At 65.1% G+C, this 23,307-nt stretch carries 23 protein-coding genes; 17 read left to right on the top strand and 6 right to left on the bottom strand.

Annotated features, from left to right (window positions below):
- The first annotated feature begins 234 nt into the window (after nucleotides 1–234).
- Genes KBY77_RS06510 through KBY77_RS06480 form a run of 7 tightly spaced genes read left to right on the top strand, consistent with a single transcriptional unit; the run spans nucleotide 235 to nucleotide 6,536 of the window.
- On the top strand, nucleotides 235–693 hold the full coding sequence (locus KBY77_RS06510; protein WP_255102757.1) for a PqqD family protein: 459 nt from the start codon (nucleotides 235–237) through the stop codon (nucleotides 691–693).
- Complete coding sequence (locus tag KBY77_RS06505) at nucleotides 690–1,406, top strand: glycosyltransferase family A protein (protein WP_255102756.1); 717 nt, start codon at nucleotides 690–692, stop codon at nucleotides 1,404–1,406. The genes KBY77_RS06510 and KBY77_RS06505 overlap by 4 nt, the downstream gene beginning before the upstream one ends.
- Nucleotides 1,406–2,764 carry a glycosyltransferase family 4 protein gene (locus KBY77_RS06500; protein ID WP_255102755.1) on the top strand — a complete coding sequence of 453 codons (1,359 nt, stop codon included), beginning with the start codon at nucleotides 1,406–1,408 and terminating at the stop codon, nucleotides 2,762–2,764. The genes KBY77_RS06505 and KBY77_RS06500 overlap by 1 nt, the downstream gene beginning before the upstream one ends.
- The gene (locus KBY77_RS06495) at nucleotides 2,757–3,815 is read left to right on the top strand and encodes a hypothetical protein (RefSeq protein ID WP_255102754.1); all 1,059 of its coding nucleotides are present in this window, start codon (nucleotides 2,757–2,759) and stop codon (nucleotides 3,813–3,815) included. The genes KBY77_RS06500 and KBY77_RS06495 overlap by 8 nt, the downstream gene beginning before the upstream one ends.
- The gene (locus KBY77_RS06490; RefSeq protein WP_255102753.1) at nucleotides 3,812–4,894 is read left to right on the top strand and encodes a hypothetical protein; all 1,083 of its coding nucleotides are present in this window, start codon (nucleotides 3,812–3,814) and stop codon (nucleotides 4,892–4,894) included. Before KBY77_RS06495 ends, KBY77_RS06490 begins: the two co-directional genes overlap by 4 nt.
- Entirely contained in the window at nucleotides 4,891–5,595 is a 705-nt protein-coding gene (locus KBY77_RS06485) for a glycosyltransferase family A protein (protein WP_255102752.1), read from the top strand. Before KBY77_RS06490 ends, KBY77_RS06485 begins: the two co-directional genes overlap by 4 nt.
- Nucleotides 5,592–6,536: a glycosyltransferase family 2 protein gene (locus KBY77_RS06480; protein ID WP_255102751.1), complete on the top strand. Its 945-nt coding sequence runs from the start codon at nucleotides 5,592–5,594 to the stop codon at nucleotides 6,534–6,536. Before KBY77_RS06485 ends, KBY77_RS06480 begins: the two co-directional genes overlap by 4 nt.
- Nucleotides 6,537–6,561: 25 nt before the next feature.
- On the opposite strand, the gene KBY77_RS06475 is transcribed toward KBY77_RS06480, so the two are convergent.
- Nucleotides 6,562–7,860 (bottom strand): glycosyltransferase, encoded by a 1,299-nt coding sequence (locus KBY77_RS06475; protein WP_255102750.1) that lies wholly within the window; start codon nucleotides 7,858–7,860, stop codon nucleotides 6,562–6,564.
- Complete coding sequence (locus KBY77_RS06470) at nucleotides 7,857–9,440, bottom strand: glycosyltransferase family 39 protein (protein ID WP_255102749.1); 1,584 nt, start codon at nucleotides 9,438–9,440, stop codon at nucleotides 7,857–7,859. The genes KBY77_RS06475 and KBY77_RS06470 overlap by 4 nt, the downstream gene beginning before the upstream one ends.
- Nucleotides 9,441–9,575: 135 nt before the next feature.
- On the opposite strand from KBY77_RS06470, the gene KBY77_RS06465 reads away from it, so the two are divergent.
- Both KBY77_RS06465 and KBY77_RS06460 read left to right on the top strand, forming a co-directional pair.
- Complete coding sequence (locus tag KBY77_RS06465; RefSeq protein WP_255102748.1) at nucleotides 9,576–10,472, top strand: hypothetical protein; 897 nt, start codon at nucleotides 9,576–9,578, stop codon at nucleotides 10,470–10,472.
- Between the two features lie 11 nt (nucleotides 10,473–10,483).
- Complete coding sequence (locus KBY77_RS06460) at nucleotides 10,484–11,302, top strand: hypothetical protein (protein WP_255102747.1); 819 nt, start codon at nucleotides 10,484–10,486, stop codon at nucleotides 11,300–11,302.
- Nucleotides 11,303–11,326: 24 nt separating this feature from the next.
- Here KBY77_RS06460 and KBY77_RS06455 read toward each other — a convergent pair whose 3' ends face one another.
- On the bottom strand, nucleotides 11,327–12,538 hold the full coding sequence (locus KBY77_RS06455; protein ID WP_255102746.1) for a nucleotidyltransferase family protein: 1,212 nt from the start codon (nucleotides 12,536–12,538) through the stop codon (nucleotides 11,327–11,329).
- Nucleotides 12,539–12,659: 121 nt separating this feature from the next.
- Here KBY77_RS06455 and KBY77_RS06450 point away from each other — a divergent pair, with 121 nt between their 5' ends.
- On the top strand, nucleotides 12,660–13,556 hold the full coding sequence (locus KBY77_RS06450; protein ID WP_255102745.1) for a hypothetical protein: 897 nt from the start codon (nucleotides 12,660–12,662) through the stop codon (nucleotides 13,554–13,556).
- 264 nt (nucleotides 13,557–13,820) lie between these two features.
- Here the strand turns inward: KBY77_RS06450 and KBY77_RS06445 are convergent, their stop codons facing one another.
- A complete protein-coding gene (locus KBY77_RS06445) occupies nucleotides 13,821–14,243 on the bottom strand; it encodes a transposase (protein WP_255102744.1) in 423 nt (140 codons plus the stop codon).
- Between the two features lie 299 nt (nucleotides 14,244–14,542).
- Nucleotides 14,543–14,674 (bottom strand): transposase, encoded by a 132-nt coding sequence (locus KBY77_RS06440; protein ID WP_255102743.1) that lies wholly within the window; start codon nucleotides 14,672–14,674, stop codon nucleotides 14,543–14,545.
- Nucleotides 14,675–14,901: 227 nt separating this feature from the next.
- Between KBY77_RS06440 and KBY77_RS06435 the strand changes: the two genes are divergently transcribed.
- Nucleotides 14,902–16,368, top strand: a complete 1,467-nt coding sequence (locus KBY77_RS06435; protein ID WP_255102742.1) for an NAD(P)/FAD-dependent oxidoreductase — start codon at nucleotides 14,902–14,904, stop codon at nucleotides 16,366–16,368.
- Between the two features lie 15 nt (nucleotides 16,369–16,383).
- Here the strand turns inward: KBY77_RS06435 and KBY77_RS06430 are convergent, their stop codons facing one another.
- On the bottom strand, nucleotides 16,384–16,530 hold the full coding sequence (locus tag KBY77_RS06430; RefSeq protein WP_255102741.1) for a hypothetical protein: 147 nt from the start codon (nucleotides 16,528–16,530) through the stop codon (nucleotides 16,384–16,386).
- Here KBY77_RS06430 and KBY77_RS06425 point away from each other — a divergent pair.
- The 6 genes from KBY77_RS06425 (at nucleotide 16,529) to KBY77_RS06395 (ending at nucleotide 23,298) form a co-directional block, all read left to right on the top strand.
- Nucleotides 16,529–17,476 (top strand): glycosyltransferase family 2 protein, encoded by a 948-nt coding sequence (locus KBY77_RS06425; protein WP_255102740.1) that lies wholly within the window; start codon nucleotides 16,529–16,531, stop codon nucleotides 17,474–17,476. The two genes, KBY77_RS06430 and KBY77_RS06425, sit on opposite strands and share 2 nt — an antisense overlap.
- On the top strand, nucleotides 17,473–18,651 hold the full coding sequence (locus KBY77_RS06420; protein WP_255102739.1) for a glycosyltransferase family 87 protein: 1,179 nt from the start codon (nucleotides 17,473–17,475) through the stop codon (nucleotides 18,649–18,651). The genes KBY77_RS06425 and KBY77_RS06420 overlap by 4 nt, the downstream gene beginning before the upstream one ends.
- Nucleotides 18,652–18,749: 98 nt before the next feature.
- Nucleotides 18,750–20,546, top strand: a complete 1,797-nt coding sequence (locus KBY77_RS06415; RefSeq protein ID WP_255102738.1) for an ABC transporter ATP-binding protein — start codon at nucleotides 18,750–18,752, stop codon at nucleotides 20,544–20,546.
- Between the two features lie 1,010 nt (nucleotides 20,547–21,556).
- On the top strand, nucleotides 21,557–21,802 hold the full coding sequence (locus KBY77_RS06405; protein WP_315856465.1) for an efflux RND transporter permease subunit: 246 nt from the start codon (nucleotides 21,557–21,559) through the stop codon (nucleotides 21,800–21,802).
- On the top strand, nucleotides 21,799–22,056 hold the full coding sequence (locus KBY77_RS06400; RefSeq protein ID WP_255102737.1) for a hypothetical protein: 258 nt from the start codon (nucleotides 21,799–21,801) through the stop codon (nucleotides 22,054–22,056). Before KBY77_RS06405 ends, KBY77_RS06400 begins: the two co-directional genes overlap by 4 nt.
- 249 nt (nucleotides 22,057–22,305) lie before the next feature.
- Nucleotides 22,306–23,298 carry a glycosyltransferase family 2 protein gene (locus KBY77_RS06395; protein ID WP_255102736.1) on the top strand — a complete coding sequence of 331 codons (993 nt, stop codon included), beginning with the start codon at nucleotides 22,306–22,308 and terminating at the stop codon, nucleotides 23,296–23,298.
- The last annotated feature ends 9 nt before the right edge of the window (nucleotides 23,299–23,307 follow it).

Raw genomic sequence — 23,307 nt, 5'->3', positions numbered from 1 at the left:
GTGTCAACTGGATGCATGGTAGAGGTGGTTGAGGCATCAGGAACAGCATCATGATCTCTACGGAAAGCGCGGGCGGCATTGCCCCGCTCACTGCGTGAGCGACGCGGCAAAAGGGCTGTCCATGTCTTACCGACGCAACTGTGCAGACGAATCGGCGAGAAGTGGTTACACTCGGGCGCAATCATGACAAGGTAGTTTCGGCCTTGCAAATTCCTAGCCAGTGAACGCAGCTTTATGACAACGACCCAATCACACGCGGCTCTAACAATCAATGCCGACAAGGTGGCCCATGAAACCATCGAGGATGAGGTGATCATCATTCATCTTGAAACAGGCACCTACTACAACCTCGTGGATGTGGGCAGAGATGTATGGCTCGGCTTGGAAGTAGGCGTTCCGTCCCAGGAGATCGTCAAGGCGCTTAGCAGCGCCTACGGCGTGGCACCTGAGCTGGCAGGAGAAGCGGTGGAAGCTTTGCTTGCTTCCCTGCTGGCCGAGGAGATTCTGGTTGCGGCGGATTCCTCCCCGGCATCCATCGAGCCGTTCAAACTATCGGATCGCACTGGGTGCCCCTTCACGACGCCGGAGCTGACCATTCACACCAACATGGCCGACCTGCTGATGCTCGACCCGATCCATGACGTGGATGAACAGGGATGGCCGAGTGCCTCACCCCAGGACCGAGCTCTGTGACACCTCCGCTGGCCTCCGCTCCCGCGGTGAGTGTGATCCTGGTGGTGCGCAACGGTGCTGCCTACCTGGCGGAAGCGCTGGAGAGCCTCTGCCGTCAGTCCCACACCCCGGCCCAGGTGCTGGTGGTGGATGGCCACTCCAGCGATTCCACCGTTTCGGTAGCCGAATCCTTTCCTGGGGTGACGGTGGTGCAGCAGGAGGGGATGGGCCTGGCCAACGCCCGCAACCAGGGACTGGCGCTGGCCCGTCATCCCTATGTGGCCTTCCTCGACCACGACGATCGCTGGCTGCCCGGCATGCTCTCCCTGCAGCTGGCCACGTTGGAGCAGCAGCCCCGGCTCGGGTATGGCCTCTGCCATCTGCGCTTCATCTCCGCCCATGGGGAGCCGATCGTCCCTCCCGCCAACCGCGCCGGCGCCTCCCGTCGCTTTCCTGCGGTCACGCCAAGCGGCCTTGTGGCCAGGCGCTCGCTGTTCGACGCGCTGGGGGGCTTTGATCCGGCCTATGCGATCGGCTGCGATGCCGCCTGGTTCACCCGTGCCCGCGATGCCGGCATCCCATCGGCGCTCCTGGAGGATGTCCTGCTCGAGAAGCGTCTGCACGACACAAACCTTTCGAACCGCAGCGCCATCAATCGCAGTGAGATGTTCCGCATCGCCGCCGCCTCCTTGGCTCGGCGCCGGTTGCCGCAGTCAGGCAACGGTGGAAGCTGATGGCCGTGGTGCTTCACATCCTCGATCGGCTCAGTGCCGCTGGCCCCACCCGCTCCCTGATCAGCCTGGCGGCCCTGCAGCGGGAGGCCGGCGCCCCCTGGCAGCACCGCGTCGTGACTCTTCAGGCGGAGCTCTATCCCCACGCCCTGCTGATGGCACGCAGGGCCGGTCTGCAGGTGCGCAGGGCCGTGGACGCAGCGGAGCTGGCCGAGGAGATCGCCCAGGCCGACATCGTTCAGCTGCATTACTGGAACAATCCAGCCTTCCTGGATCTGCTCGGACGCCGCCTGCCTCCCCACCGCCGCATCCTGTGGTTCATGGTCGCCGGTGGGTCCCCCCCGCAGACCATCACGGAAGATCTGGCGGCCTGCGCCGATCTCTGCGTGGCGACGGCCTCCAGCACCTTGCGCCTGCCCGCCCTTCAGCGCCTGTGCAAACAGGGCCGGGTTGAGCTGATCCCCGGTCTCGCCGACTTCGATCGGGTGCAGGGCTTCCGGTCCGCCAGCCATGCCGGGATCCGGGCGGGCTATCTCGGCACCACCAACTTCAGCAAGATGCATCCTGGCTTCGTGGCGATGAGCGCGGCCACCACCAGCGCCGAGCTCAGCTTTTCCGTGGTTGGGGCCGGTGGGGGAGAAGCGGAACTGCGCCGGCAGGCGGAGGCGCTCGGGGCCTCCGGCCGGTTTTCGTTCCTCGGCTTCCAGGAGAACATCCGCACGGTTCTCGAAAGCCTCGACATCTTCGGCTATCCCCTCTGCCGCGACACCTACGCCACCAGCGAGAAGAGCCTGCAGGAAGCGATGGCGGTTGGCCTTCCGCCTGTGGTCTTTCCCTATGGAGGCGTTCCGGACCTCGTGGAAGACGGGGTCACCGGCAGGGTGGTCTGCAGCCCGGAGGAGTACACAACGGCGCTGGACCAGCTGGCCCGGGATCCGGCTGAGCGCCGCCGGCTCGGCGAGGCCGCCCGCCGCTATGTCCGCCAGGCCTTCGATCCCCGCCGGGCGGCCGCGGCCTTCGCGGCCCTCTACGGCCGCTTGATGGACCTGCCGAAACGGGAGCAGCACCGCTTCGCACCCGGGCTCACCGCCGGCGAGCGGTTCGCCCGGATGCTGGAGGCGGGTGAGGCGCCGTTCCTCCGATCGATGGGCGGCAACGACCCGGAGGCGGACCGCCAGATCGCCGCCGCCTCCTTCCTGCTCTCCCAGGGGGAGGGGGGCATCATCCAGTTCCGCAATGCCTACCCTCAAGATCCCTGGCTGCGGCACTGGAGCAGTCTTGTGCTGGAGGCGGCGGGCCGCTTCGAGGCCGCCGCCCGTGAACGGACCGAAGCGCTCCGGCTCGGAAAAGGCGATGGCTGAACCCGCCGTGGTGCTGATCCTGTTCCGCCGCCCCGCCAAGACGGCCCGGGTGCTGGAGGTGGTGCGCCAGGTCCGGCCGGCCCAGCTGTTCGTCCTTGCCGATGCACCCCGCCCCACGCATCCGGAGGACGACGCCCTCTGCGCCCGCACCAGGGCTCTGATCGACACGATCGATTGGCCCTGCCTTGTGCACCGCCACTTCGCCGCCACCCACCTGGGCCTGGCCGCCCGTGTGATCAGTGGCCTGAACGCGGTGTTCGAGCAGGTGGAGGAGGCGATCATCCTGGAGGATGACTGCCTTCCGGCTGCCTCCTTCTTTCCGTTCTGCCGGGAACTGCTGGAGCGCTTCCGCAGCGATCCACGGGTGGTGATGGTCAACGGCAGCAATCCGCTGGAGAGCTGGCGCTATCCGCAGCAGAGTTATCACTTCTCGGCCTTCGGCTGTCACTGGGGCTGGGCCACCTGGCGGCGAGCCTGGCAGCGCGTGGATTTCACCATGCACAACCTGGCCCGCCCCGGGCTCAGGGAGGAGCTGATCGCCGGCACCGGCCTGCCTGAGCTCGTGGATCTCTGGTTGGCGCTCTGGCGGGCCACGGCCGGCGGCAGGGTTGACACCTGGGATGGCGCCTGGACGCTGAGCCAGCTGTGCGAGGGCGGCCTGGCCGTGGTGCCGGCCCGCAATCTGATCAGCAACATCGGCATCGATCCCCAGGCCACCCACACGGTGGGGCTGGCCGCGAGCCAGCCCGCCGTGGCTCTCTTCTCCCTGCCAGCCCCGTTCCAGGGACCCGCCGCTGTTGCCCCGGACCGGGCGTACGACCGTCGGGTCGCCGACTGGCGGGTGGGGCGGCCAGCAGCCGAGGATGTGCTGCGTCGCATCGACAGCCTTCAGACGGAGGGACGCGCGATGGCGGCCCTGCTCCTGGCGCGGGCGTTCAAGGCCGCGGCCCTGCCCGCCAGCGCCGATCAGCGCCTCGGGATCGAGGCTCGTGCCACAGAGGCGCTCTCCAGCCTGCGGTCGAGGGCACAACGCCCGGGCAGGACCCCTTGAGCAGTGGCGCCCGGGCCTACGTCGAGCATGTGCGCGCTCTCCAGGCCGCCATGGAGGTCGAGGCCGGCCCCTGGCCCCAGCGCTCCTTCCGGATCGCCGACCAGCGAATCCAGCTGCACATCGGCAGCCCGGCCCTGGAGCCGCTGCTGACCGCCTCCCTGCAGCATCGATCCCTGCCCGCCTTCGCCGCGAACGAGGCCTCTCCCGCTGCAGATCTCCACCTGTATCTCTGGGATTCGGGCCGATCCGGTTGGCCCGCCCCGCCCTCTCCCCCCGCCTGGCTGCGCGGTGCCGTCACCGACCGCTTTCCTTGCCATGGCGAACTCCCCGAGGGCAACAGGGAAGGGATCCGCTGTTCGTTCAACCTCTGGCCCCACACCCTTCAGCTGCTGGATGGGGCCGCTGGCCAGGGCTTTTTCTGGATCGAGGATGCGGAGCGTCTGCGCATCCACGAACAGGCGGCGCCCCTGTTGCGGCTGCTCTCCTGGTGGATCGCCGGGCGCGGCGGAGCGCTGCTCCATGCCGCCGCGGTGGGCACTGCGGCGGGAGGCCTGCTCGTGGCCGGTGCCGGCGGGCGCGGCAAATCCACCACAGCCCTGCTCGCCCTCTGTGCGGGGCTGCGCTACGCCGGCGACGATTACAGCCTGGTGACAGCGGGCGAGCCGCCGCGAGCCCATGGCCTCTATGGGTCCGCCAAGCTCAAGACCTTGGCGGATCTGCACCGGTTCCCAGCGCTGGCGGGCTGCGTGGTGAATCCCTCGCCGCAGCCGGGCGACAAGCTGCTCCTGCAGCTGGCCGCAGCGTTTCCGCAACAGCTTGGCGATGGGTTTCCGCTCAAGGCCGTGCTGATCCCCCAGGTCGGCGCGGAGGGACCGGCTCGCCTGGAACCTCTGAGCGCCTCGGCCGCCCTGGCTGCCGCCGCACCCAGCGCCGTCGCCCAGCTGCCCGGCACGGCGCGCGAGGCCTTCCGGCTCCTGGGCCAGCTGGTGCGGCAGCTTCCCTGCTTCCTGCTGCACACGGGCGCGGAACCCGCCGCCATCCCCCCCCTCCTCGCCGCCTGGCTGGAGGAGAACCGGTGAAGCGTCCGGGCGGGAAGGCCAGTCGCGCCGAAGGCCCCACGATCAGCGTGGTCATTCCGGCTTATCAAGCGGCCGCCACTCTCGGCAGGGCACTGGCCTCGGTCCGAAACCAGACGGTGAGGCCGCACGAGATCCTGGTGGTTGATGACGGCTCAGGCGATGACCTCGTCGCTGCCCCTGGCCTGGAGCTCGGCGCCATCGAGCTGCTTCGTCGTGAGAACGGTGGCCCCGCCGCGGCCCGCAATGACGGCCTGGCGCGGGTGCGCGGGGATCTGGTGGGGTTTCTCGACGCCGATGACGTCTGGAGCACGCGGGCCCTGGAGCTGCTTCAGGCTCCTTTCCTTGCCCCCGATCCACCTGATGTGGTGCAGGGGCGATTGGTCGACGCCTGGCCACGGGAAGCGGGGCTCGCCGCACAGTCCGCCCCGCGTCATTCCTTCAATGTGGGCGCGGCCCTGTTCCGCCGCAGTGCCCTGCTGCGGATCGGGGGCTTTGATCCGGCCCTGCGTAGCGGCGAAGACGTCGATCTCTGGATCCGTCTGCGCGCGGAAGGGGCCGTGGTGCGCAGGGTCGAAGCCGTCGTCCTGACCTATGTCCGCAAGCCCCTGGAGCAGGGGTTCTCGCCTTCGCACCTGCATGCCGCACGCCTCCGCAGCCTGAAGCGCCTGCTTGATCGGGAACGGGCCCGGCACCGCCCATGACCCTGGCCAACCCGCCAGCCTTTGCGATCCCTGTGCTGTTGCTGCTGTTCCGGCGGCCTGACACCAGCCGAAGGATTCTGGACAGGCTCCGCCTGCTGAGGCCGACCCACCTGGTGGTCGTCGCTGACGGCCCTCGCGGCGATGTCCCCGGCGAGGGGAGACTCTGCCAGGCGGCCCGCCGGGAGTTGGGGCGCATCGACTGGCCCTGCAGGGTCGAGAGGCTTTTTTCAGCCACGAACCTCGGCATCGCCGCCAGCCTGGATCTGGGCATGCGGCACGTCTTCCGCAGCCATGAACGCGTGATCGTGCTGGAGGACGACTGCCTTCCCGATCCGAGCTTCTTCAGTTTCTGCGCGGAGCTGCTGGAGCGCTACGCCGACACGGAGCGGGTGATGGCGATCGCCGGCAGCAACCTCGGCGTCGGGATCCAGCCGGAGGGAGGCAGCTATGCCTTTTCCCGGTACCAGCTGCTCTGGGGCTGGGCCACCTGGAAGCGTGCCTGGCGGCACCAGGACATGGCCATGGGCCAATGGCCCGCGCGCGCCGCAGCCGGCTGGCTGGACACCGTGCTGGAAACGCCCCAGGCGCGGCGCTACTGGTGCTACCACTTCCGTACCAACCACCGCACGGCGGAGAACTGGGACTACGCCTGGACCTTCAACTGCTGGCGCCGCGATGGGCTCTGCATCCACCCGGCGGTGAACCTGGTGCGCAACCTGGGCTTCCGGGAGGATGCCACCCACACCGCCCTGGCATCGAGCCCCGGGGCGCAGCTGGAGGCGCACGCCCTGCCGTTTCCGTTGGTGCATCCGCCGGCCGTGCGGCGCGATGCAGAACGGGATCGCTGCGTTGAAGCCCAGGCCTACAGCGGCCCGGAGTTCCTCGCCCCCCTGTTCCGCTCGATCCGCCACCACCTCCACCCATCCGGTCCGCGCGCCTGAAGGGCGGCTCCCTCAGGCTCCAGGTTCACCGGCTCAGGTCGCCCAGCCCCAGTCGACGAAAGAAGGTGCCCGCGAAGCGTTCGCCGGTGTGCCGGGCAGCGAGGTTCCGCATCGACGCCCCATCGCCAAGGCTTCCGGGGACGGCCTCGATGCAATGGATCATGGACGCCGTCACGGCCAGGGGGTCGCCGATCTCCACGCTCAGACCAAGGCGCTCCTGTGCCACGATCTCGCCCATGCGCCCCTCCCGGGAGCTGAGCACCGGCCGTTGCGCCGCCGCAGCCAACAGGATCACATTGCTCAGGCCGGCATGGCCCTCGTAGAGCGTGAGCACCACATCCGCCCGGCTGAAGAGAGCCGCCACTTCCTCCTCAGTGAGGAAGTGGCGCAGCTCCAGCACCTTGAGGCAGGTGTGTTCCTGCAAAGCGCTGGCGGCGGCGCTGATCCGAGCCTTGAACGCAGGGTGGCTCTGGCCGGCGATCACCAGGGCGGCCCGCCGCTGGTGTTCAACCGGCAGGCGCGCCATCGCCTCCATAGCCGTCATCACCCCCTTGCGAGGGGTGAGGTCGCCGAAGACGAGGAACACCACCCGGCCCTCGAGGGAAGCGAGACGGAGCCTCAACGCGTCGGCCGCGGCTCCATCGCCGCCGCTCAGCTCCGCCACTTCCGGCAGGTGGACCGCCCGCTCGCCGCAGGAGAAGCTCCGCAGCGTGTCCAGCCAGATCGGATCGTTCACGAACAGGGTATGGAGCTGGGGGTGACGGAGGGCGCGGGCCAGCAAGAACGCATCGGCAGGCAGGGGTCTGGGAGCCGAGCCGTCTGATCGGTTCTGCAGGCGCCCGCCGGGGAAGGTGGCACAGAAGCAGATCCCGGAGAACCGCTCCGGTGTGCTGTGGCCAGCCGCCAGGAGGGGAAGGAACTGGTCCAGGCGCGCCATCACCGCATGGGTGACCCCCTCCCGCCGGGCATAGGCGCAGAACAAATTCCAGTCGAACAGCAGGGGGAAATCCTCTGCACCTGTGGAACGGAGCAGCCGGTGGAGCGGCCACTCCTGATGGTCATGGCACGCATATCGGCGTTTCCGCTCGCTCTTTTCTTCGGGCGTGATGGTCAGCAGCCGAACGCCTGCGCCGCAGAGCTGTGCCAACGCCGCCAGGCCAGGATGCCGCTGGAGAAAAAAGGGATCCAGCACCACCGAAAGCCGTCCCGGTGGTCTGTGCCTCTCCCACCAGAGCAGCCAGTGCCTCAGGAAGCTGAAGACATGGGCCTGCTGGGTGAGATCGAAGAGGAGCACATGCTCGTCTCGGGAGGCGGGCAGGGTCACAGAGGGGCCGAACGTCTGGGACAGTCGAGGATCTCAAAGAGCTCGTAGAGGGATCCTCCTTCCCGCCGCTCGGCGTACCTGCGCTGCAGCGTGCAACCCATCCTCTTGGTGATCGTCTCTTTCAGCTCAGCCGATGGCTGATAAAGGAAGGTCTCGCCCTCGTGAGGCGGCAGGCGGAGCGTCTGCGGGGAACGGGTTAAAAGAAACGAGCCATGGCCGCGTAGCTGGTGGCTGAGCAAGGCCAGCACAGCGAAGGACCCGTCCGCCACGATGCGTGGCTGATGGGCCTCTCGCAGCAGGCGGCCCAGGTCGTTGTCCACTTGAGACAGGCCCCACCAGGTGGGCGCCCGAAGCAGAAACAGACTGGATACGAACCCGAGACTCAGCAGACCGGCGGCCAGCAGCCGCACGATCCGCCCCCGTGCCGCAAGGACCAGCCAGCCGGCCAGAGCCAGAAAAACTCCGATCGATCCAGGCAGCAGATACTTCACCTGCACTGATCGCTGACCCCCGAGCAGCAGGTCGGCGATAACGAAAGGCAGCACGGGTACCAGGGAGATCAGCACCAGGAAGAGGCCCTGGCCGTTGTGCCGCCGCCGCAGCGCGGCCCACAGAACAGCCGCGACGCCCAACAGAAGCAGGACGGAAACGACAGGTCCGAGCGGGCCTGGGAACCGGGGCCAGGCCGTGAACAGGGTGTTCAGGTTGTCGAGCCCGTGGCCCAGCAGCGCCACCGTGGGCATGGGGCGAAGCAGGTGGCGTGTGGTGGCCACGGCGGTGGAATGTTTCACCGCCAGCACCACCGCCCAGGGCGAGGCGACCAGAAGCGCCAAGGTCGTCGCCACCAGGTAGGAACGCAGGATCAACGCCCGCCAGGCGGCTCCGCTCAGGACCAGGTGCAGTGCATGGGAGAAAAGCGTGAGGACGGTAAGGAGCTGGGTGAGCAGGGCAAGGCCCAGCACCAGCCCGTATGAGAGAGCGGCGGTTCGGCCGGGCTGCCGGACCAGGCGCAGATAGGCCACATGGGCAAGGATCACCAGCAGCAGCCAGAGGCTGTAGGGGCGGCCGTCCTGGGCGAACCGGATCCAGAGGGGCGAAACCGCCGCAAGCGCTCCCGCCAGGAGCGCGATCGCCCGATCGCCATAGGCTTCCAGTGCCAGCAGCACCATGGCTGGAACCGTCAGCGCTCCGCAGAGAGCGGACACCGACCGCATGCCGAGCAGGCTGTTCCCCATCAGCAACGACGCCGACCTTGCCAGCAGGAAATAGAGCGGGGGATGCTGGGGTTCCTTTCTGGCAAGGCCCCGCACCGTTCCAATCAACGGTGACCCCGGCTGAGCTTCCTGAAACGGTTCGAAGGCCGTAGGTGGGATCGGCCGACCTGTGAACAGGCTGGAAATGGCCTCGTCATGTTCGTCTCGGCCGGAAATCCGCAGGCGGGTGAAACCTTCGTCAAACCACAGAGGTTTGTCCGGCAGGTAGGCAAACCGCAGGCAGCTCCCTGTCAACACGATCAGCAGGAGCAGGATTGTGAAGACCCCGCTCTGGTGCCGCCGAGCTGGAAGGGGCCTGCTCCTCATGGGAATGTCCTCAGCACGGTGGTTCTGCCTGGGACTCGCCAAGTTTGCCGTGACCAGATCATGCTGCTGACTCCCCTTCTTTGCTGAGCCCATGTCACCGCATGACCAGGGATGAAGACCGGACCAGGTTCCAGGTTGGAGTCCCCTGGATTTTTCCGGCGCGCCATTGAGCGGGCGCTTACCGACGGTGTGGGCTTCGCCAGCGGCAAGCTCGGGATTTCGGAGATCCAGCGGCTGAACTTCTCGATCGCAGCGTCACGCCCAGGTGTCGATCCGCGCCTGCTCAAGCTGATGGAGCCGAACCTCCATTACCACTCCTTGCAGCAGTCGGCGTTATTCCCGGCGAGCACAGAGTTCTACCTCCGCTTCAACGATTTCTTCGTTGATAGCCTCTCCCAGCTCAACTGCCTGGGCGTGTTCCCAGATCTGCTCGCACGTATGGCCGTGCTGCGTGGGGCCCTCGGCCTCACGATGCCGTGGGTCGACTACCGCCACCAGGAGCCCGATCGTTCGTCCCCGGCCCGAGAGGATCTCTGTTACTTGCCGTTGCTGGAGGGACGCCGCCTCCTGCTGATCTCTTCCTGCGCCGAGCTACTGCGTGAGCGGGCTCGGCGCGAGGTGTTCGAAGCGGTATGGGCCCGCACGGGCAAGCGCTGGTTCAACCCCGCCGCTGTTTTGGCGATTGAGTTTCCGTATGGGTACAGCCCGGACACGCACCGGCTCTTTCCTGATTCGATGGCCCTGTTCCGCCACCTGGAAGAGCGGATGGCCGCCACCTCCTTCGACATCGCCCTGATCGCAGCCGGTGGCCTTGGCATCCCTCTCGCTGCCGCTGCCGGGAAGCTGGGCTGCATTGGCCTTTCACTGGGCGGCCATCTCCAGGTTCTCTTCGGCGTCCATGGCAAGCGCTGGCTGGCGGAATCCGAGTGGCGCCACCGCCATTTCAACGACGCCTGGATCCGAATGCCTGTCGCCTATCGCCCTCCCGGCACCGACCTGGCCAGGGTGGCCGATGGGGGGGCGTATTGGTGAACGAAGCAGCCATGGTTCCTCCTGCTCGGGTTGTCCTGGTCACCGGCTGCGTTCGCGATGGCGCCGGCACGCTCCGCTCCGATATCGACCGACTGAAGGAGGCACTGATCGATGTGCCGGAGCTGCGCTGGTTCCTCGTGGAGTCCGACAGCGAGGACGACACCCTCGCCATGCTGGCGACTCTGGCGGAGGAGATGGAATCCTTCCGGTTCAAGGCGCTGGGTCAACTGCGACGGCGTTGGCCTGAACGCACGGAACGGCTGGCCCATTGCCGCAACCAGTACCTGGACGAACTCCGTTCGCCACGCCATGACGATGTGGACAGCGTCGTCGTCGTCGACTTCGATGGCATGGGGCAAGGCTTCAGCCAGGAGTCGTGGCGAAGTGCCTGGATCCGGGACGACTGGACCGTCTGTACGGCGAATCAGAAAAGCCTGTACTACGACATCTGGGCTCTGCGTCATCCCGAATGGTGCCCGGATGATTGCTGGCAGCGCTTCCACTCACTTTGCGCCGCGGGCCTGCCCCGCTCGGAGGCCCTCGAGCAGGCCGTCCATGCGCGGATGATCCAGATCCCTGTGGATTCGGAATGGATCGCGGTTGACTCCGCCTTCGGGGGGCTGGCGATCTACAGGCGCTCGGCTCTGGTGGCCGGTCGCTACGAAGGGATCGACGGCGATGGCCGGCCCGTCTGTGAGCACGTGTCGCTGCATCGGCGCATCCGTGACGACGGTGGGCGGATCTTCATCAACCCGCGACTGATCAACGCCGGGCTGACGCGGGTCGCCGCCGAAGCGATCGCCCGTCGGCTGCAACGCGGGCGGCGCTGAGCGGGCGGCGCCACTTTGGCACCCTCATCCCTGCAGGTCCCAGCGACGGGTCAGCTCAGATCTGGCGTAGCTGATGACGCTGCCGGTGTCCGGTGCCCCGAGGATGTCGCAGACGAAACGGGGGAAGGGAGGCACGACCTGCCCTCCTGCAGCTTCGCGGCGCAATCGCCGGTGGCGACGGCGCAGGTAGCGCAGCTCCTCCAGCCCACTGCCCCAGCCCGGTCGCTCTCCGGCTGCAGCGACCAGCCGGCGCACCTGCCGTGAGTTTGCCGCCCCTGTCAGTTCGCGCAACACCTCGGCTGGCAATCCCACCTGGAACCTTTGCTCCAGCCAGCGAAGCATCACGAGCGCTGTGGGGGCCAGGTCACGACGCACCGCTTCGGCCACGAAGCAGCTCCAGTCGACAGCCGTGGTGGCCCGCAGCAGGAGGACGGCATCGGGGATCCAGCGGATCGGGGGGACCGGGTTCCAGCGCGCACCATGGGCCAGGAGCAGCAGCAGATGGTCGGCGCTCCCCAGGCTCTGCAACGTGGCAAGGGGCTGAACCTGCCGGACGCGGCAGCGTGAAGCGAGGCCAGAGGCCCGCTGCCAGGGGCCGTCGTCGGTGCCAGGGTCGCACTGCCCCTCGAACAGGAACCAGTGCAGGTCCATCTCCGTGCCATCGGGATGATGGAAGCCGTGGCTGTGGCGTACCCGCAGGTAGCAGGGGTCGAACCGCTCCAGCCGACGGGGCTGGCTGAGCCAGGCGGAAGACAGTGTGGCTGAGTCCTTCCCTCCACCCTTCAGGGGCGTAGGGGCGGGCTGCCAGCCCGCTTGCAGCAATCGCTCCACGGCGGTGCGCGCCTGCTCAAAGGGAACAACCAGGTCGATGTCGGCCATCGGACGGTTGCCCAGATCGGCATAGGCCTCCAGGGCCAGAGGAAGCCCCTTGATGAGCAGCGTGGGGATGGCGTCGCCGGCGAACAGCTGCCCCAGCCGGTTGGCCCGGGCCGCTGCGAGCTGACCCTTTCTCCAGCTGCGCAGGTAGTCGTCTTTCCACGCGGATGGGAGTCGCTGCATCCCCATCCCCGCCCAGCGCTTCCACAGCAGGGGAAGGAGTCGACGTGATGCTGCATCCTCCGCCTCATCACCGCCGCCGCGCCAGGCGACGAGGGCGTCATGGGCTTCGTGTGGTGGAGCCAGGCAGGCCTTCAGCAGCAGGAACTGACGATCCGTCGGTAACCAACCCGATCCCATCGCGGCCTGGGCCAGGGTCCCTATGTTGCCGAACGACTGCGACAGCTGCCGAAGGTCAGTGTTCGATCCAGACAGACTCCATCTCTGGCATGGACCGGCGCCGGAACCCCGCCACGCTCTGTTGCTGAAGGCCTGCCTGGCCAGTCCGGAGATCGCTCGGCCTGCCTGGCAAAAGTGGGTGCGGCAGTGTGACTTCGACCACGAAGATGCGGCCAGCCATGAACTGGCGGCCTTCGCCGTCCTGCGGTTCGGCGATGAGGTGCCAGCTGGAACGCTTGCCAGTCGCAGCCGCGGTTGGTTCCGGCGGAGCTGGTTTCTGTCCCAGTTGGCGCTGCAGGCGCTCGAGGGAATCGCCTCCCTGGCGAGGCGGCGCGGCAAGCCTCTGATCGTCTGCGGTGACGCGGCGGTGGCCCTCCGGGGTACGACCTTCCATGGACATCCGTTCCCCGTGCGATCCCTGCAGCTCAGGTCGCCCGCCGCCGCAACGTCGTTCAGCAGTGAAGAGCTCCTTTCCGCCGTCACGGCAAGGCCAGCCAGGGAGGCGCTGCGCAGTGGTCAGTTGCGGCTCGTCTTGGATCATCCCCATGGCCGGCGGAACTTGCACCCTCTGACCCTGGCGGCCTCCGCCCCCTTCGACGGGCTGCTGGTGCCGGAACCGGCCTCCCTGCTGGCCGAGCTGATTGGCTCCAACTGGCGCTGGCACCCCCCCGGACAACTTCGCTGGGTACTGGAGCTGGCGGCCAGCCTGGAACAAGGCGATCGCGGCCAGTGCGACCCCGATCAGCTCATCGAGATCGCCCGTCGCTGGGGCTCCCTGGCGGCGATCCAGCAGGCCGGTGCCTGCTTCGTTGCCTTAGGGCTGGGGGACCCTCTCGAGCAGATCGGTCGTGCCGCAGCCATGCTGCGGGTGCCACGCCGGCAGCACTGGGCACTGCGAGGGGAAATGAGTCCACCGGAATCCATCTGGTCCAGAGGGCTGCGGCTCGTAGAGCGGGCCCGTTCCATCCTCCAGGGCTGATGCCCTCGCTCCGGATCCTGCCCCCGGTGGGTAGCGCCGATGTCACTGGAATGGCCATTTTCTGGCAAGGCTGGATTTACGAGCAAAGTCGCTAGGGAAGCTATGGGCGACAGCGGTTTTAGCAGCTGACGAGACCTGAAATTGGGAGACTTAGTATCCTGCTAGCCTCAGAGCCTGCTTTGCATCGATTCAAGGTGATTCTCTGGCCAGTTCTGGATGTATTGGACCTGTAGCTGGACCCAGTTGGGCACACGTCTCTCCTGGTCAAGATGTCGCCAGCAGGTGACGCCAGGCCAGGAACAGGTTTGTTAGCGCAGCCAGAACGTTGACCATGCAGCGGTTCTTGGCCATCCCCCACAGCCGGGTCACTTGGAAGCAGTACTGCTGCTTGATTACACGGATGGGGTGCTCGACCTTGGCACGGATATGCGCCTTCGCCGCCTCGATCAGATCCTGCAGCTTCCCGTCTGGGTTATTGGGCAGGGAACGGCGTATTCCTGGTCGTATCGCCACCCGAAACTCCATTGATTTCCCAACCATCGCTGATCTCATAGCGATTCCCTGGTGGCCGGCGTCGCCGAAAACCACCTGCTCATTTCCATGCAGCAGGTCGGCAGATGGGGTGAGGCGATGAACGCTGGCAACAGTGGTCACCACCGAATGGATAAGGCCAGAATCCTTGTCCAAGGAGTAGCACTTGGCTTCCGCGAAGCAGTTGTACGCCTTCAATCCGTAGTACTACTGGTTCTTTTCCTTGGTCTGGTGCATCTCTGGATCCCTTAGCCAACAAAGTTCTAGTGGCTCCGCCACCCTCGGCCTGCGGCCTCGGAAAGCTTGGAACTGGGCCCTACGATCAAGGTGGCACGCACGAACGTGCTCTGTCGCATCGTCATGCCCCGCTTGCTCAGGTGGGCCTTGTCGGTCTCAAAAATTTGCTTGCCCAGGCCGTACTCCTCCAGCAGGTCGTGGAGGGTGAGGATTGTGGTCTAATCTCCAATCCGGCCGCTGATCAAATCAAAGCCCTCGAACCGGCGCATGGTTGGCTCCTCAATCAGGGCCTCTTCCATGGCTGGATCGCTGATTGAATACCTATCTTGAAGCAGGTGGATTCGCAGCATGATGAGAAGCGGTTAGGGAGAGCGCCCACCTCACAGGAGCCCACCCGGGGGATCCCCAGGTCGGCGGGTTCGATGCTGGTGCGCTAGCCTTGAAGATGACTCCAGGGGCGCCCCCAGAGAAACACGCGATGATCCCTTGAGATGCACCCGGGGTAGCAGGGTCCTCTCAACCAAGGGGGCTTGAGATATCGTGTTAAGATGGTAGTGATTTTGACTGCCGTTGCTAGATGCAACCGGGGACAAGAGTTGCAGTCATTGGCGCTGGGCCTGCGGGCCTTACAGCAGCCTACATCCTTCGCAAGGCTGGGGTAAATGTTGATGTTTTCGAGGCCGACCCCATTTATGTGGGTGGCATTTCACGCACGGTTGTGCATAATGGGTTCCGATTCGATATCGGCGGCCATCGTTTTTTTTCGAAGTCCAACGAGGTAGAAGCCTTCTGGAGCGAAATACTTGGGAAGGATATGATCACCCGGGATCGTCTATCTCGGATCTTCTACGACGGCAAGTTCTACAGCTACCCACTGGAAGCCAGCGAAGTCGTCAGGAACCTTGGCAAGCGGGAATCGCTGCTCAGCATTGGCTCTTACCTGAATAAAAAGCTATTCCCAATACCTCGGCCATCCAATCTGGAAGACTGGGTCACCAATAAGTTTGGTCACCGGCTCTATGCCAAGTTTTTCAAGTCTTACACGGAAAAGGTATGGGGCGTTCCCTGCCGAGACATCGCCGCCGACTGGGCTGCCCAGCGAATCAAGGGTCTGTCGCTCACACGAGCCGCCCTGGCCGCGCTCTGGTCTCCCCAACCCACCAAGCCTTCTGACGATCGCTCCAGGGTGATCAAGTCGCTGATCGGATCGTTTCGCTACCCAAGACTCGGACCCGGCATGATGTGGGAGGCCACAGCCGCGGGCATTCGGGAGTTGGGTGGCCGAGTCATCCTTGGCGTCCGTGTCACCAGCCTCACCCATCCGGGCCCATCCCAAGGCTGGACACTCGAAATTGAGGGCTCCGGCCTGAGGGCTGCCGGCCTGGAATCCGGCCTTCAGAACTATGATCAGGTTATCTGTTCAGCTCCACTCAGCTGGTTGGTGAGCGCGATCCGCCCAGGCCTGCAGGCCGAGGCTTTAGAAGCAGCTATGGCACTGAAATACAGGGATTTCATCACCGTGGCGGTGATGATCAAGACAAGCACCACTTTTCCGGATCAATGGATATACATCCATGACCCGGGGATCCAGGCAGGGAGAATTCAGAACTTCGCCAACTGGTCACCTGAGATGGTCCCCGATCCATCCGTAACCTGCCTGGGCCTTGAATACTTTTGCTTCCAAGGAGATACCCTTTGGAACATGACAGACGACGCACTGATCGCACTGGCGTCCAGGGAACTCGTGTCCCTGGGCCTGGTTGATTGCGAAATGACCTTAGATGGAGCGGTAGTTCGCCAACCCAAGGCTTATCCCGTTTACGATGAGAACTACAAAAACCACATCAAGCGCATTCGCGAGGCCCTGGCCACGGTTGGCGAAGGATTGCAGGCAGTAGGAAGAAATGGCACGCATAAATATAACAACCAAGACCATTCAATGATGACAGGGATGCTGGCTGCCAAGAATATCCTTAGCGGCAAGCAGGTTTATGACCCCTGGAATGTCAACCAGGATGCCGAATACATCGAGGAAACAGAATGACGTTCCCCGTACTCCTCAACGCCGCCAGGGACATGCTCCCGCCCGTGCCACAAGCCCATAACCGCCGGAGACCGAACCGTTGAGCAGACCGCTGTCCTGCTCGGTTGTGATGCCCACCATCACCTGGGATGGGTGCTTCGCCCACTGCGCCCGGCGGGTCATGGAGTTGCTCGCTACCACCGATGGCGAAAGCGACAGTTTCCTGATTGTGTTCGACGGTGATCCACCGCCACCACCCGACTGGCTGGTTAGCTCCAAGGCCCGGTTGCTGGCCACCGGCAGATGTTCCGGGCCAGCGGTGGCTCGCAACCTGGCCGCCGAAAGTGCCGACGGAGAGATCCTCGTGTTCGTGGATGCCGATGTGGAACTTCACCGAGACGCAATCGGGCGCATCCGTCGGCACTTCGAGAACGACTCCCAGCTCGATGCGGTCTTCGGCAGCTACGACGACAGCCCCACGGCCCCCGGGTTGGTGAGCCAGTTCCGCAACCTGCTTCACCACCACACCCACTCAAGCCACGCCGGCCCGATACGCAGCTTCTGGGCCGGCTGCGGCGCCATGCGTCGGAGCCGGTTCCGGGCCCTCGGTGGTTTCGACAGCCGTTATAAGCGACCCAGCATCGAGGACATCGAGCTGGGCATGAGGCTGGCTGCGGCGGGCGGCCAGCTACTGCTGGATCCCACCATCCTCTGCACCCACCACAAGCACTGGAGCCTGAGTTCGGTAGTGGTCACCGACATCCGGCAGCGGGCGCTGCCCTGGAGTCGCCTGCTGCGCCGCCGCCCCAATCAGCCGGTGGGGCTCAATCTGACGCCCACCGCCCGGTTGAGCGGTGTGCTGACGCTGGTTCTGGTGGCCTGCCTGATCACCCAGCCCTGGCTGGGGCTGGCGGGCTGGGGGGCTCTGGCCTGCCTGCTGGCGCTGCTCTGGCTCAACCGGAGCTTCTACCGCTTCTGCCTGCGGGCCCGTGGACCTGGTTTCATGCTGGGGGCGATCCCGCTGCACCTGCTCTACTTCCTTTATTCCTCCCTCACCTACGGGGTGGTGGCTGTGGAGAGCTGGGTGCAGCCAGAGCGGGCCCCGGACCCTGCCGCTCCCACCCCATGAGCAGGCTCAACCGCCCCTGGGTACGTGGGCTGGGACTTTCGCTGCTCGCGCTACTTGCTCTGGCCACGCTCCTGAACGGCCTCCTGCACGCCTGGCTGGCCCCCGGCGGCGACATGTACTTACGGCTGAACGAATACGGCTACTTCCGCACCGGCGTGTTCCCCCATCCCCTGCTCGCCCTGCGGAAGGGGCTGGAGATCACCGCCGTCAGCGTCTACCCCCCCTACGCCATGCCGATGTTCGCCCTGTTCTTCCACTGGGGCGGAGCTTTGCAGGGTCAAGTGGTGATCCAGGTGATGAGCCTGCTCAGCCTGGGAGTCATCGGCTGGTGCGGCCACCGGCTGCTGAAGGGAGCCGGCCCCGCTGCGGGCATGCTCGGAGCCCTGGCCGGCGCCGCCATCTCAGGCAACAGCAATGCGCTCGCTCAGGGACAATTCTCGCTGATCTGCATGGGGCTGATCACTACCCAATGGCTGCTGCTGGCCCGGCAGCAGCGGATTCCGGCAGGTCTGTGCTGGGCCATGGCGATGATCAAACCCCAGATCGCTATGCCCTTCGCGCTGCCCTTCCTGCAGGCTCGCCGGCTGCGCGCTCTGGTGGTGGGCGTCGCCCTGCTGCTCGCCCTCAGCGCCGTGGCCCTCTGGCACACAGGCATCACGCCGCTCGACTACCTCCAGATATGGATGCGCCCCCAGTCCATGGATTTCATCCGCGGCGGCAGTCAGTCTTCGGCCGGGGATCTGGCCGACAGCTTCGGTATCAGTGCCGCAGCCAGCCAGCTATTGGTGGCCGGGCTCACGGCCATGAGCATGGGCATGTGGTGGTGGTGCCGCCGGGGGCAACCGGAAGACCCTCTGCAGACGGCCGCCGTGTGTGCCGTGGCAAGCGCCGTGGGGTTCTACCACCTGAACTACGACAACATCCTGATGGTTCCGGCCCTGCTCGCCACGCTGCGACTGGGGATCACGGGAGACCGCCCACACTGGCGTCCGCTGGCGGTGGCCATGGCGCTGTCGCTCTGGACCCCGCAAAGGATCATCGAGCTGGTGCCGCTCGGCGGACAGGCCCAACTGCTGCTCTGGCTGGTGGTGGGTGTGTTGCTGGCGCTGCAGGCGCCGGTGCTGAACGCCGACGGTGAATCTCTGTCGGAGCCGAGGCACGCAGGCCTGTCGTGATCCCCACCTCACCGCCAGCGACGGGTCAGCCTGCTCGGTCCGAACGGGGCTGGAGGGCAAATCTCAGCGCCGTGTTTCATGCAGTGGGCAGCCCCTTCGTGGCGACCACGCCCGTGGCAAGCCTGATTCGCCACACCGCCCGCCAGGAATGGCGTCTGCTGCTGGTGAACATGATCACGACCCTGTTGCTGGCCGTCACCGAGGCCGGCAGCTTCGCAGTGATCTTTCAGGCTGCTGGATTGCTGGCCGGAGCGGAACCGGCCGGTCCTCCCTGGTTGGCCGACCTCCCCAGGGGAACCCTTTTCCAGCTCTACCTGACGGCGGCTCTGGGCCTGCAGCTGCTGGCCAGCGGCAACCGCTACGTGAACGGTGTCACAGCCGGATACTTCGCTGCCCGCTGCCAGGCCTGCATCACACCTGAGGTGCATCGCCACATCCTGCGGATGAGCTACGCCTGCGCCAGCCGGTTCAATGTGGGCGACCTGGTGCATCGGGCCACCGTGTCCCCCCTGGCGGTGCAGCTGGAGATCGAGCAATTCGGGCAGATCTGCTCCAACCTGATGCTGGCGCTGGTCTACGTGGCAACCCTGGCGATCCTCTCCCCCGCTCTGCTGGTGGTGGCCATCGGTCTTGGGCTGGCGGTGGCCGGGCTGCAGCGGGCCCTCCGCCCCCGGCTGCGCCACGCCAGCTGCGCCCTGGAAACGGAACGTCGCGAGGTGGCTGCCGGCATTACAGAAGACATCCAGGTGCTGCGGCTGCTGCACAGCAGTGCCGCCACCGGGCACGCCGAACGCCGGATGGCCCAACGGATGGCCGGTCTCGAGCCACCGATGCGGCGGCTGAGCCGGCTGCTGAGCATCCAAGAGCCGGTCAGCGATCTGCTGCCACTGATGGCCGCGCTACTGATCGTGGCGCTGAGCTGGCAGCTGTTCGGAGGCAGCACCGAAGCGCTGATCCCAAAGCTGGTCACCTTCGTACTCGCCCTGCAGCGGCTCAATCTGCGCCTGATCAAGACCGCAAACAACTACAACCAGCTGGCGGAGAACAGCGGCCGGATCGAGCAGCTCGACGACCTACTCCAGACCCGGGACAAGACCTTCCGCCGGCAGGGGGGGCTCCCCTTCAAGGGCCTGAAGCAGGGCGTGCGGCTTGAGGCCGTCGGGCTCCGCTTCGAGGCCCGACTGGAAAACACACTTGATGACATCGATCTGTCGATTGCGGCTGGAACCACCGTCGCCCTGGTGGGGACCTCCGGGGCGGGCAAGTCTTCGCTGGTTGATCTGGTTGCGGGCCTGCAGGATCCCACCAGCGGCATGGTGCTGGTCGATGGCGTCGACTTACGCAAGATCAATCTTGACAGCTGGCAGCGGCGCCTGGGCGTCGTCACCCAGGACGTTCTGCTGCTGAACGCCTCGATCCGCGCCAACATCGCCTTCGGGCTCGAAGAGCCCAGCGATGCCGCGATTGAAGCTGCCGCCCGCACCGCTGGTGCCCATGACTTCATCGCAGCGCTTCCCCAGGGTTACGACACCCCCATCGGCGAAAGGGGCTACCGCCTGAGCGGCGGCCAGCGGCAGCGCCTCTCCCTCGCTCGGGCGATCCTGCGCGACCCACAGATCCTCATCCTCGATGAAGCCACCAGTGCGCTCGACAGCAATTCCGAAGCCCTGATTCACCGGTCACTCCAAGCATTCCGGAACAATCGAACTGTGGTCACCATCGCCCACCGGTTGGCCTCGATCATGCATGCCGATCTGATTGCGGTGATGGAACACGGAACAATCGTGGAACGGGGGAGTCACCTGGAGCTGCTGGCACTAAATGGCAAGTATGCCAGCCTCTGGCGCCTGCAGAAGCGGGGCATGGCGGTGAGAAAGGCAGGGCCAATACCTTGATATTTCCCCTCGCCAATTGTCCACAAAACTGACCGGATCAGCCTCCACAGAGATAACTGAACAACTGCGGGCGCGGCAAAGAATTAGGCCTGCTGGCAGTAGTCAACCGAAGCCGCAAGATAGCTGACAAGGGAAAGCCTGCAAGGGCAAGACGCAAAGTCATCAAATCTTCAGCGACTGGCAGCTCCGAGGAGACGAGTATCACCTCACTTAAGGAAACTCTGATCAAGACAGCTTAATCCAAACAACCTAGTCTCATACTCGCCGTCTCATACTCGCCAATGAGACGATACTGAGTAGATATTGCCCTCCCATTCACTCACGGCAGTCCTTACAGAGACGTCCAGGCAGTTTCCACCATGCATTTGCAGCAGATGGATCCGCAGCATCACCTCCAAAGGAAACGGCGGGGGGCCTCCTTTGCTGAAGGGCTTGTGATACACGGGCTCAATCAAGGCCAGAAACAATTCCCAGTGAACCGTAGCCTCCATCTCATCCAAGCAGTACTGGCGACGCGTCCTCTTTTGGCGTAGATCTGCTCATAGTCCTTGAAGCCCAGCTGGAGGGTTTCGGCCACCCGTTCCAGTCTCAATCTTGGATCTGGCCTGATATTAGCGGGTTTTTCAGATGTTCCTTAACGCGGCCGAAGGACCCCGCTGCACAGACCGGGACGCCACGGTCATTACCCGGGCCAGGGAATCGTCCTCCTGTCGCATGAGGGCATCAAGTTGCAGCTACCAGCCCAGATATCCCGGAGAATCGCGTCACCAAATCATCGCCATAAGCAGCTCCAGGTGCTTAGCCGGATTAGGCAGCAGCAGGCCGGGATGGATCCCGTCCCCGCAATTCCTCGGCAGAGTGGACGTGACGCCCCTGCGGCGAAGGGGACGGAGCCGGATAGGATCTCAGCTCGCCTTGCTGCCTACAGTCTGCGTACTCTAAGCAAGCACGCTGTTGCCTTTGGTGTGCGATTACTCTGTCATGAGGAAACACACCATCTGCTGCGGTACTTGATCGCCACCTCCCTGTCGCTGCTGGCCGTGTTCGTGCCGGTGGCCTACTTCCCCGGCGCCACCGGGCGCATCTATCAGCAGTTTGCGGTGACGCTGAACTTTGCGGTGATCCTTTCCACCTTCAACGTGCTGTCCTTCTCCCCCTCCATGGGCGCCCTGCTACTGCCGCCGAAGGCAGAGGCCTGCCGGGCGGGCTTTTGGGGCGATTCTACGGCTGGTTCAACCGCACCTTGGAGCGCTTGAGCGCAGATTATGCCGCCTTGCTGGAGAGGCTGGAACGCTGGGGCTCGCTGCTGCTCGCCAGCCTGCTCTTCGGCGGCTGCGGCTACGTGATCGGCCTGGTACTCGCCTCCGAGCGGTTCGCCGTGTTCGACTCCCAGATCTACCGCGCCCTGCGCCGACTGTTGCCGCCAATCTGGGCGGTGCTCGGGGCGCCTGCGGCTGCTCATCGATCTGGTGCGGCAGGCTCAGCGCGGGAGGTGATGGCTTGGGTCTGACGGGCCCAGCCACCGTCGATCGTTGAAGCTCAGAAGCCCCAGGGAGGACAGGAATGGGGCCATCTTCGGCGATGCCGGGGATACAGAGCGGCCTGTTTCCATGCATTCCAGGCCATGCCGACACTTGCGATTGAGCAGCCTGAACAGCCGAGCCCCTCAGCCAATCATCCAGTCGATGGAACTCACCTCGTCCCATTAAAGTTCCCACTCTCAGGGTGCCAGCGGTTCGACACCAACCCTCCCCATCCCATGACCTCCCACTCATTGCCGCGAGTCTCGGTGATCATCGAGGGGTACAATGAATCCCGTGGGCTTGGCACTGCAGAGGCCACCCTTGAAGCCCTGACCCGGCAAGACATGCCGTTGGGCGCGGTGGAGGTGATTCTCGTCGGCCGTTCAGCATGCACGCAGCCATGGCAACAGCGCGCGGCCGACCCTCGCCCCTTCCAGCGAATCCAGCTGATCGATGACGGCGATACGCTCGCCTATCTGGAGATCAAGAACGAAGGAGCTCGACACGCCTCCGGGCCGATCGTGGTCTGTACCGATTCCGACGTGCTGCCAGCCACCACCTGGTTGCGCTCGATCGTGGAGACGATTGAAGCCGGCGCGGACGTTTCTGTCGGACCGAGCCTGTTTCAGGGCCACTCCTTCCGGGGGCCATTGGGAGCGATGCGCCTGGCAGCAGCATCGATTACCTGGGGCTGGATTGTGGGTCCGCTGGGGGCGGACGGCAGGCCGACGCCCCGCGGCTTCATGGATCACAACGTAGGCCTGCGGGCCGAGGTCTTCGCTGACCACCGCTATTGCACCGAATACGGCCGCATTCTTGGTGCTCCCCTGCTGTTCCGTGCTCTGAGCGCTTCCGGTGCCCGGATCAAGTTCCATCCCGACCAACAGGCCGCCCATCACTTCTCCTGGCACTACTGGCTCGTGAGCCTGCATTTTCGCTATGGGTATGAAGTGATGACACTGAGGCGCATCGACCCGCATTACCCCAACCAGTGGATCCGGCACACCGGTCCGCTGGAGCCGATCGTCAGCATGGGCTGGCATGTCGCGCTGGACCTGCCCCGATGGTTTCGCTTCTCGAGACTGGTTGGGGTGCCCATGAAACGCCGACTGCGCCTGTTCCCGCTGCTCCTCTCACTCTCGCTGCTAGCCCGGGCCAGCGAAATGGTTGGTGGTTACGCCACCCTGATCTCACCGGCTGCCATGAGGCGCTGGGCGGAGGCAGTGTGAAGGTAATTT

The sequence above is a fragment of the Synechococcus sp. Cruz-7E5 genome, from assembly GCF_024345995.1.
Taxonomy (GTDB): domain Bacteria; phylum Cyanobacteriota; class Cyanobacteriia; order PCC-6307; family Cyanobiaceae; genus Regnicoccus_A.
This window is presented reverse-complemented; position numbering and strand designations above follow the sequence as displayed.

What these genes read in the sequence shown, in the direction of transcription:
- KBY77_RS06510 (WP_255102757.1), top strand. Translation starts at nt 235, where the DNA reads ATGACAACGACCCAATCACACGCGGCTCTAACAATCAATGCCGACAAG.
- KBY77_RS06500 (WP_255102755.1), top strand. Translation starts at nt 1,406, where the DNA reads ATGGCCGTGGTGCTTCACATCCTCGATCGGCTCAGTGCCGCTGGCCCC.
- KBY77_RS06495 (WP_255102754.1), top strand. Translation starts at nt 2,757, where the DNA reads ATGGCTGAACCCGCCGTGGTGCTGATCCTGTTCCGCCGCCCCGCCAAG.
- KBY77_RS06480 (WP_255102751.1), top strand. Translation starts at nt 5,592, where the DNA reads ATGACCCTGGCCAACCCGCCAGCCTTTGCGATCCCTGTGCTGTTGCTG.
- KBY77_RS06470 (WP_255102749.1), bottom strand. Translation starts at nt 9,440, where the DNA reads ATGAGGAGCAGGCCCCTTCCAGCTCGGCGGCACCAGAGCGGGGTCTTC.
- KBY77_RS06460 (WP_255102747.1), top strand. Translation starts at nt 10,484, where the DNA reads ATGGTTCCTCCTGCTCGGGTTGTCCTGGTCACCGGCTGCGTTCGCGAT.
- KBY77_RS06455 (WP_255102746.1), bottom strand. Translation starts at nt 12,538, where the DNA reads ATGGGATCGGGTTGGTTACCGACGGATCGTCAGTTCCTGCTGCTGAAG.
- KBY77_RS06440 (WP_255102743.1), bottom strand. Translation starts at nt 14,674, where the DNA reads ATGCTGCGAATCCACCTGCTTCAAGATAGGTATTCAATCAGCGATCCA.
- KBY77_RS06435 (WP_255102742.1), top strand. Translation starts at nt 14,902, where the DNA reads ATGCAACCGGGGACAAGAGTTGCAGTCATTGGCGCTGGGCCTGCGGGC.
- KBY77_RS06425 (WP_255102740.1), top strand. Translation starts at nt 16,529, where the DNA reads ATGGAGTTGCTCGCTACCACCGATGGCGAAAGCGACAGTTTCCTGATT.
- KBY77_RS06430 (WP_255102741.1), bottom strand. Translation starts at nt 16,530, where the DNA reads ATGACCCGCCGGGCGCAGTGGGCGAAGCACCCATCCCAGGTGATGGTG.
- KBY77_RS06420 (WP_255102739.1), top strand. Translation starts at nt 17,473, where the DNA reads ATGAGCAGGCTCAACCGCCCCTGGGTACGTGGGCTGGGACTTTCGCTG.
- KBY77_RS06395 (WP_255102736.1), top strand. Translation starts at nt 22,306, where the DNA reads ATGACCTCCCACTCATTGCCGCGAGTCTCGGTGATCATCGAGGGGTAC.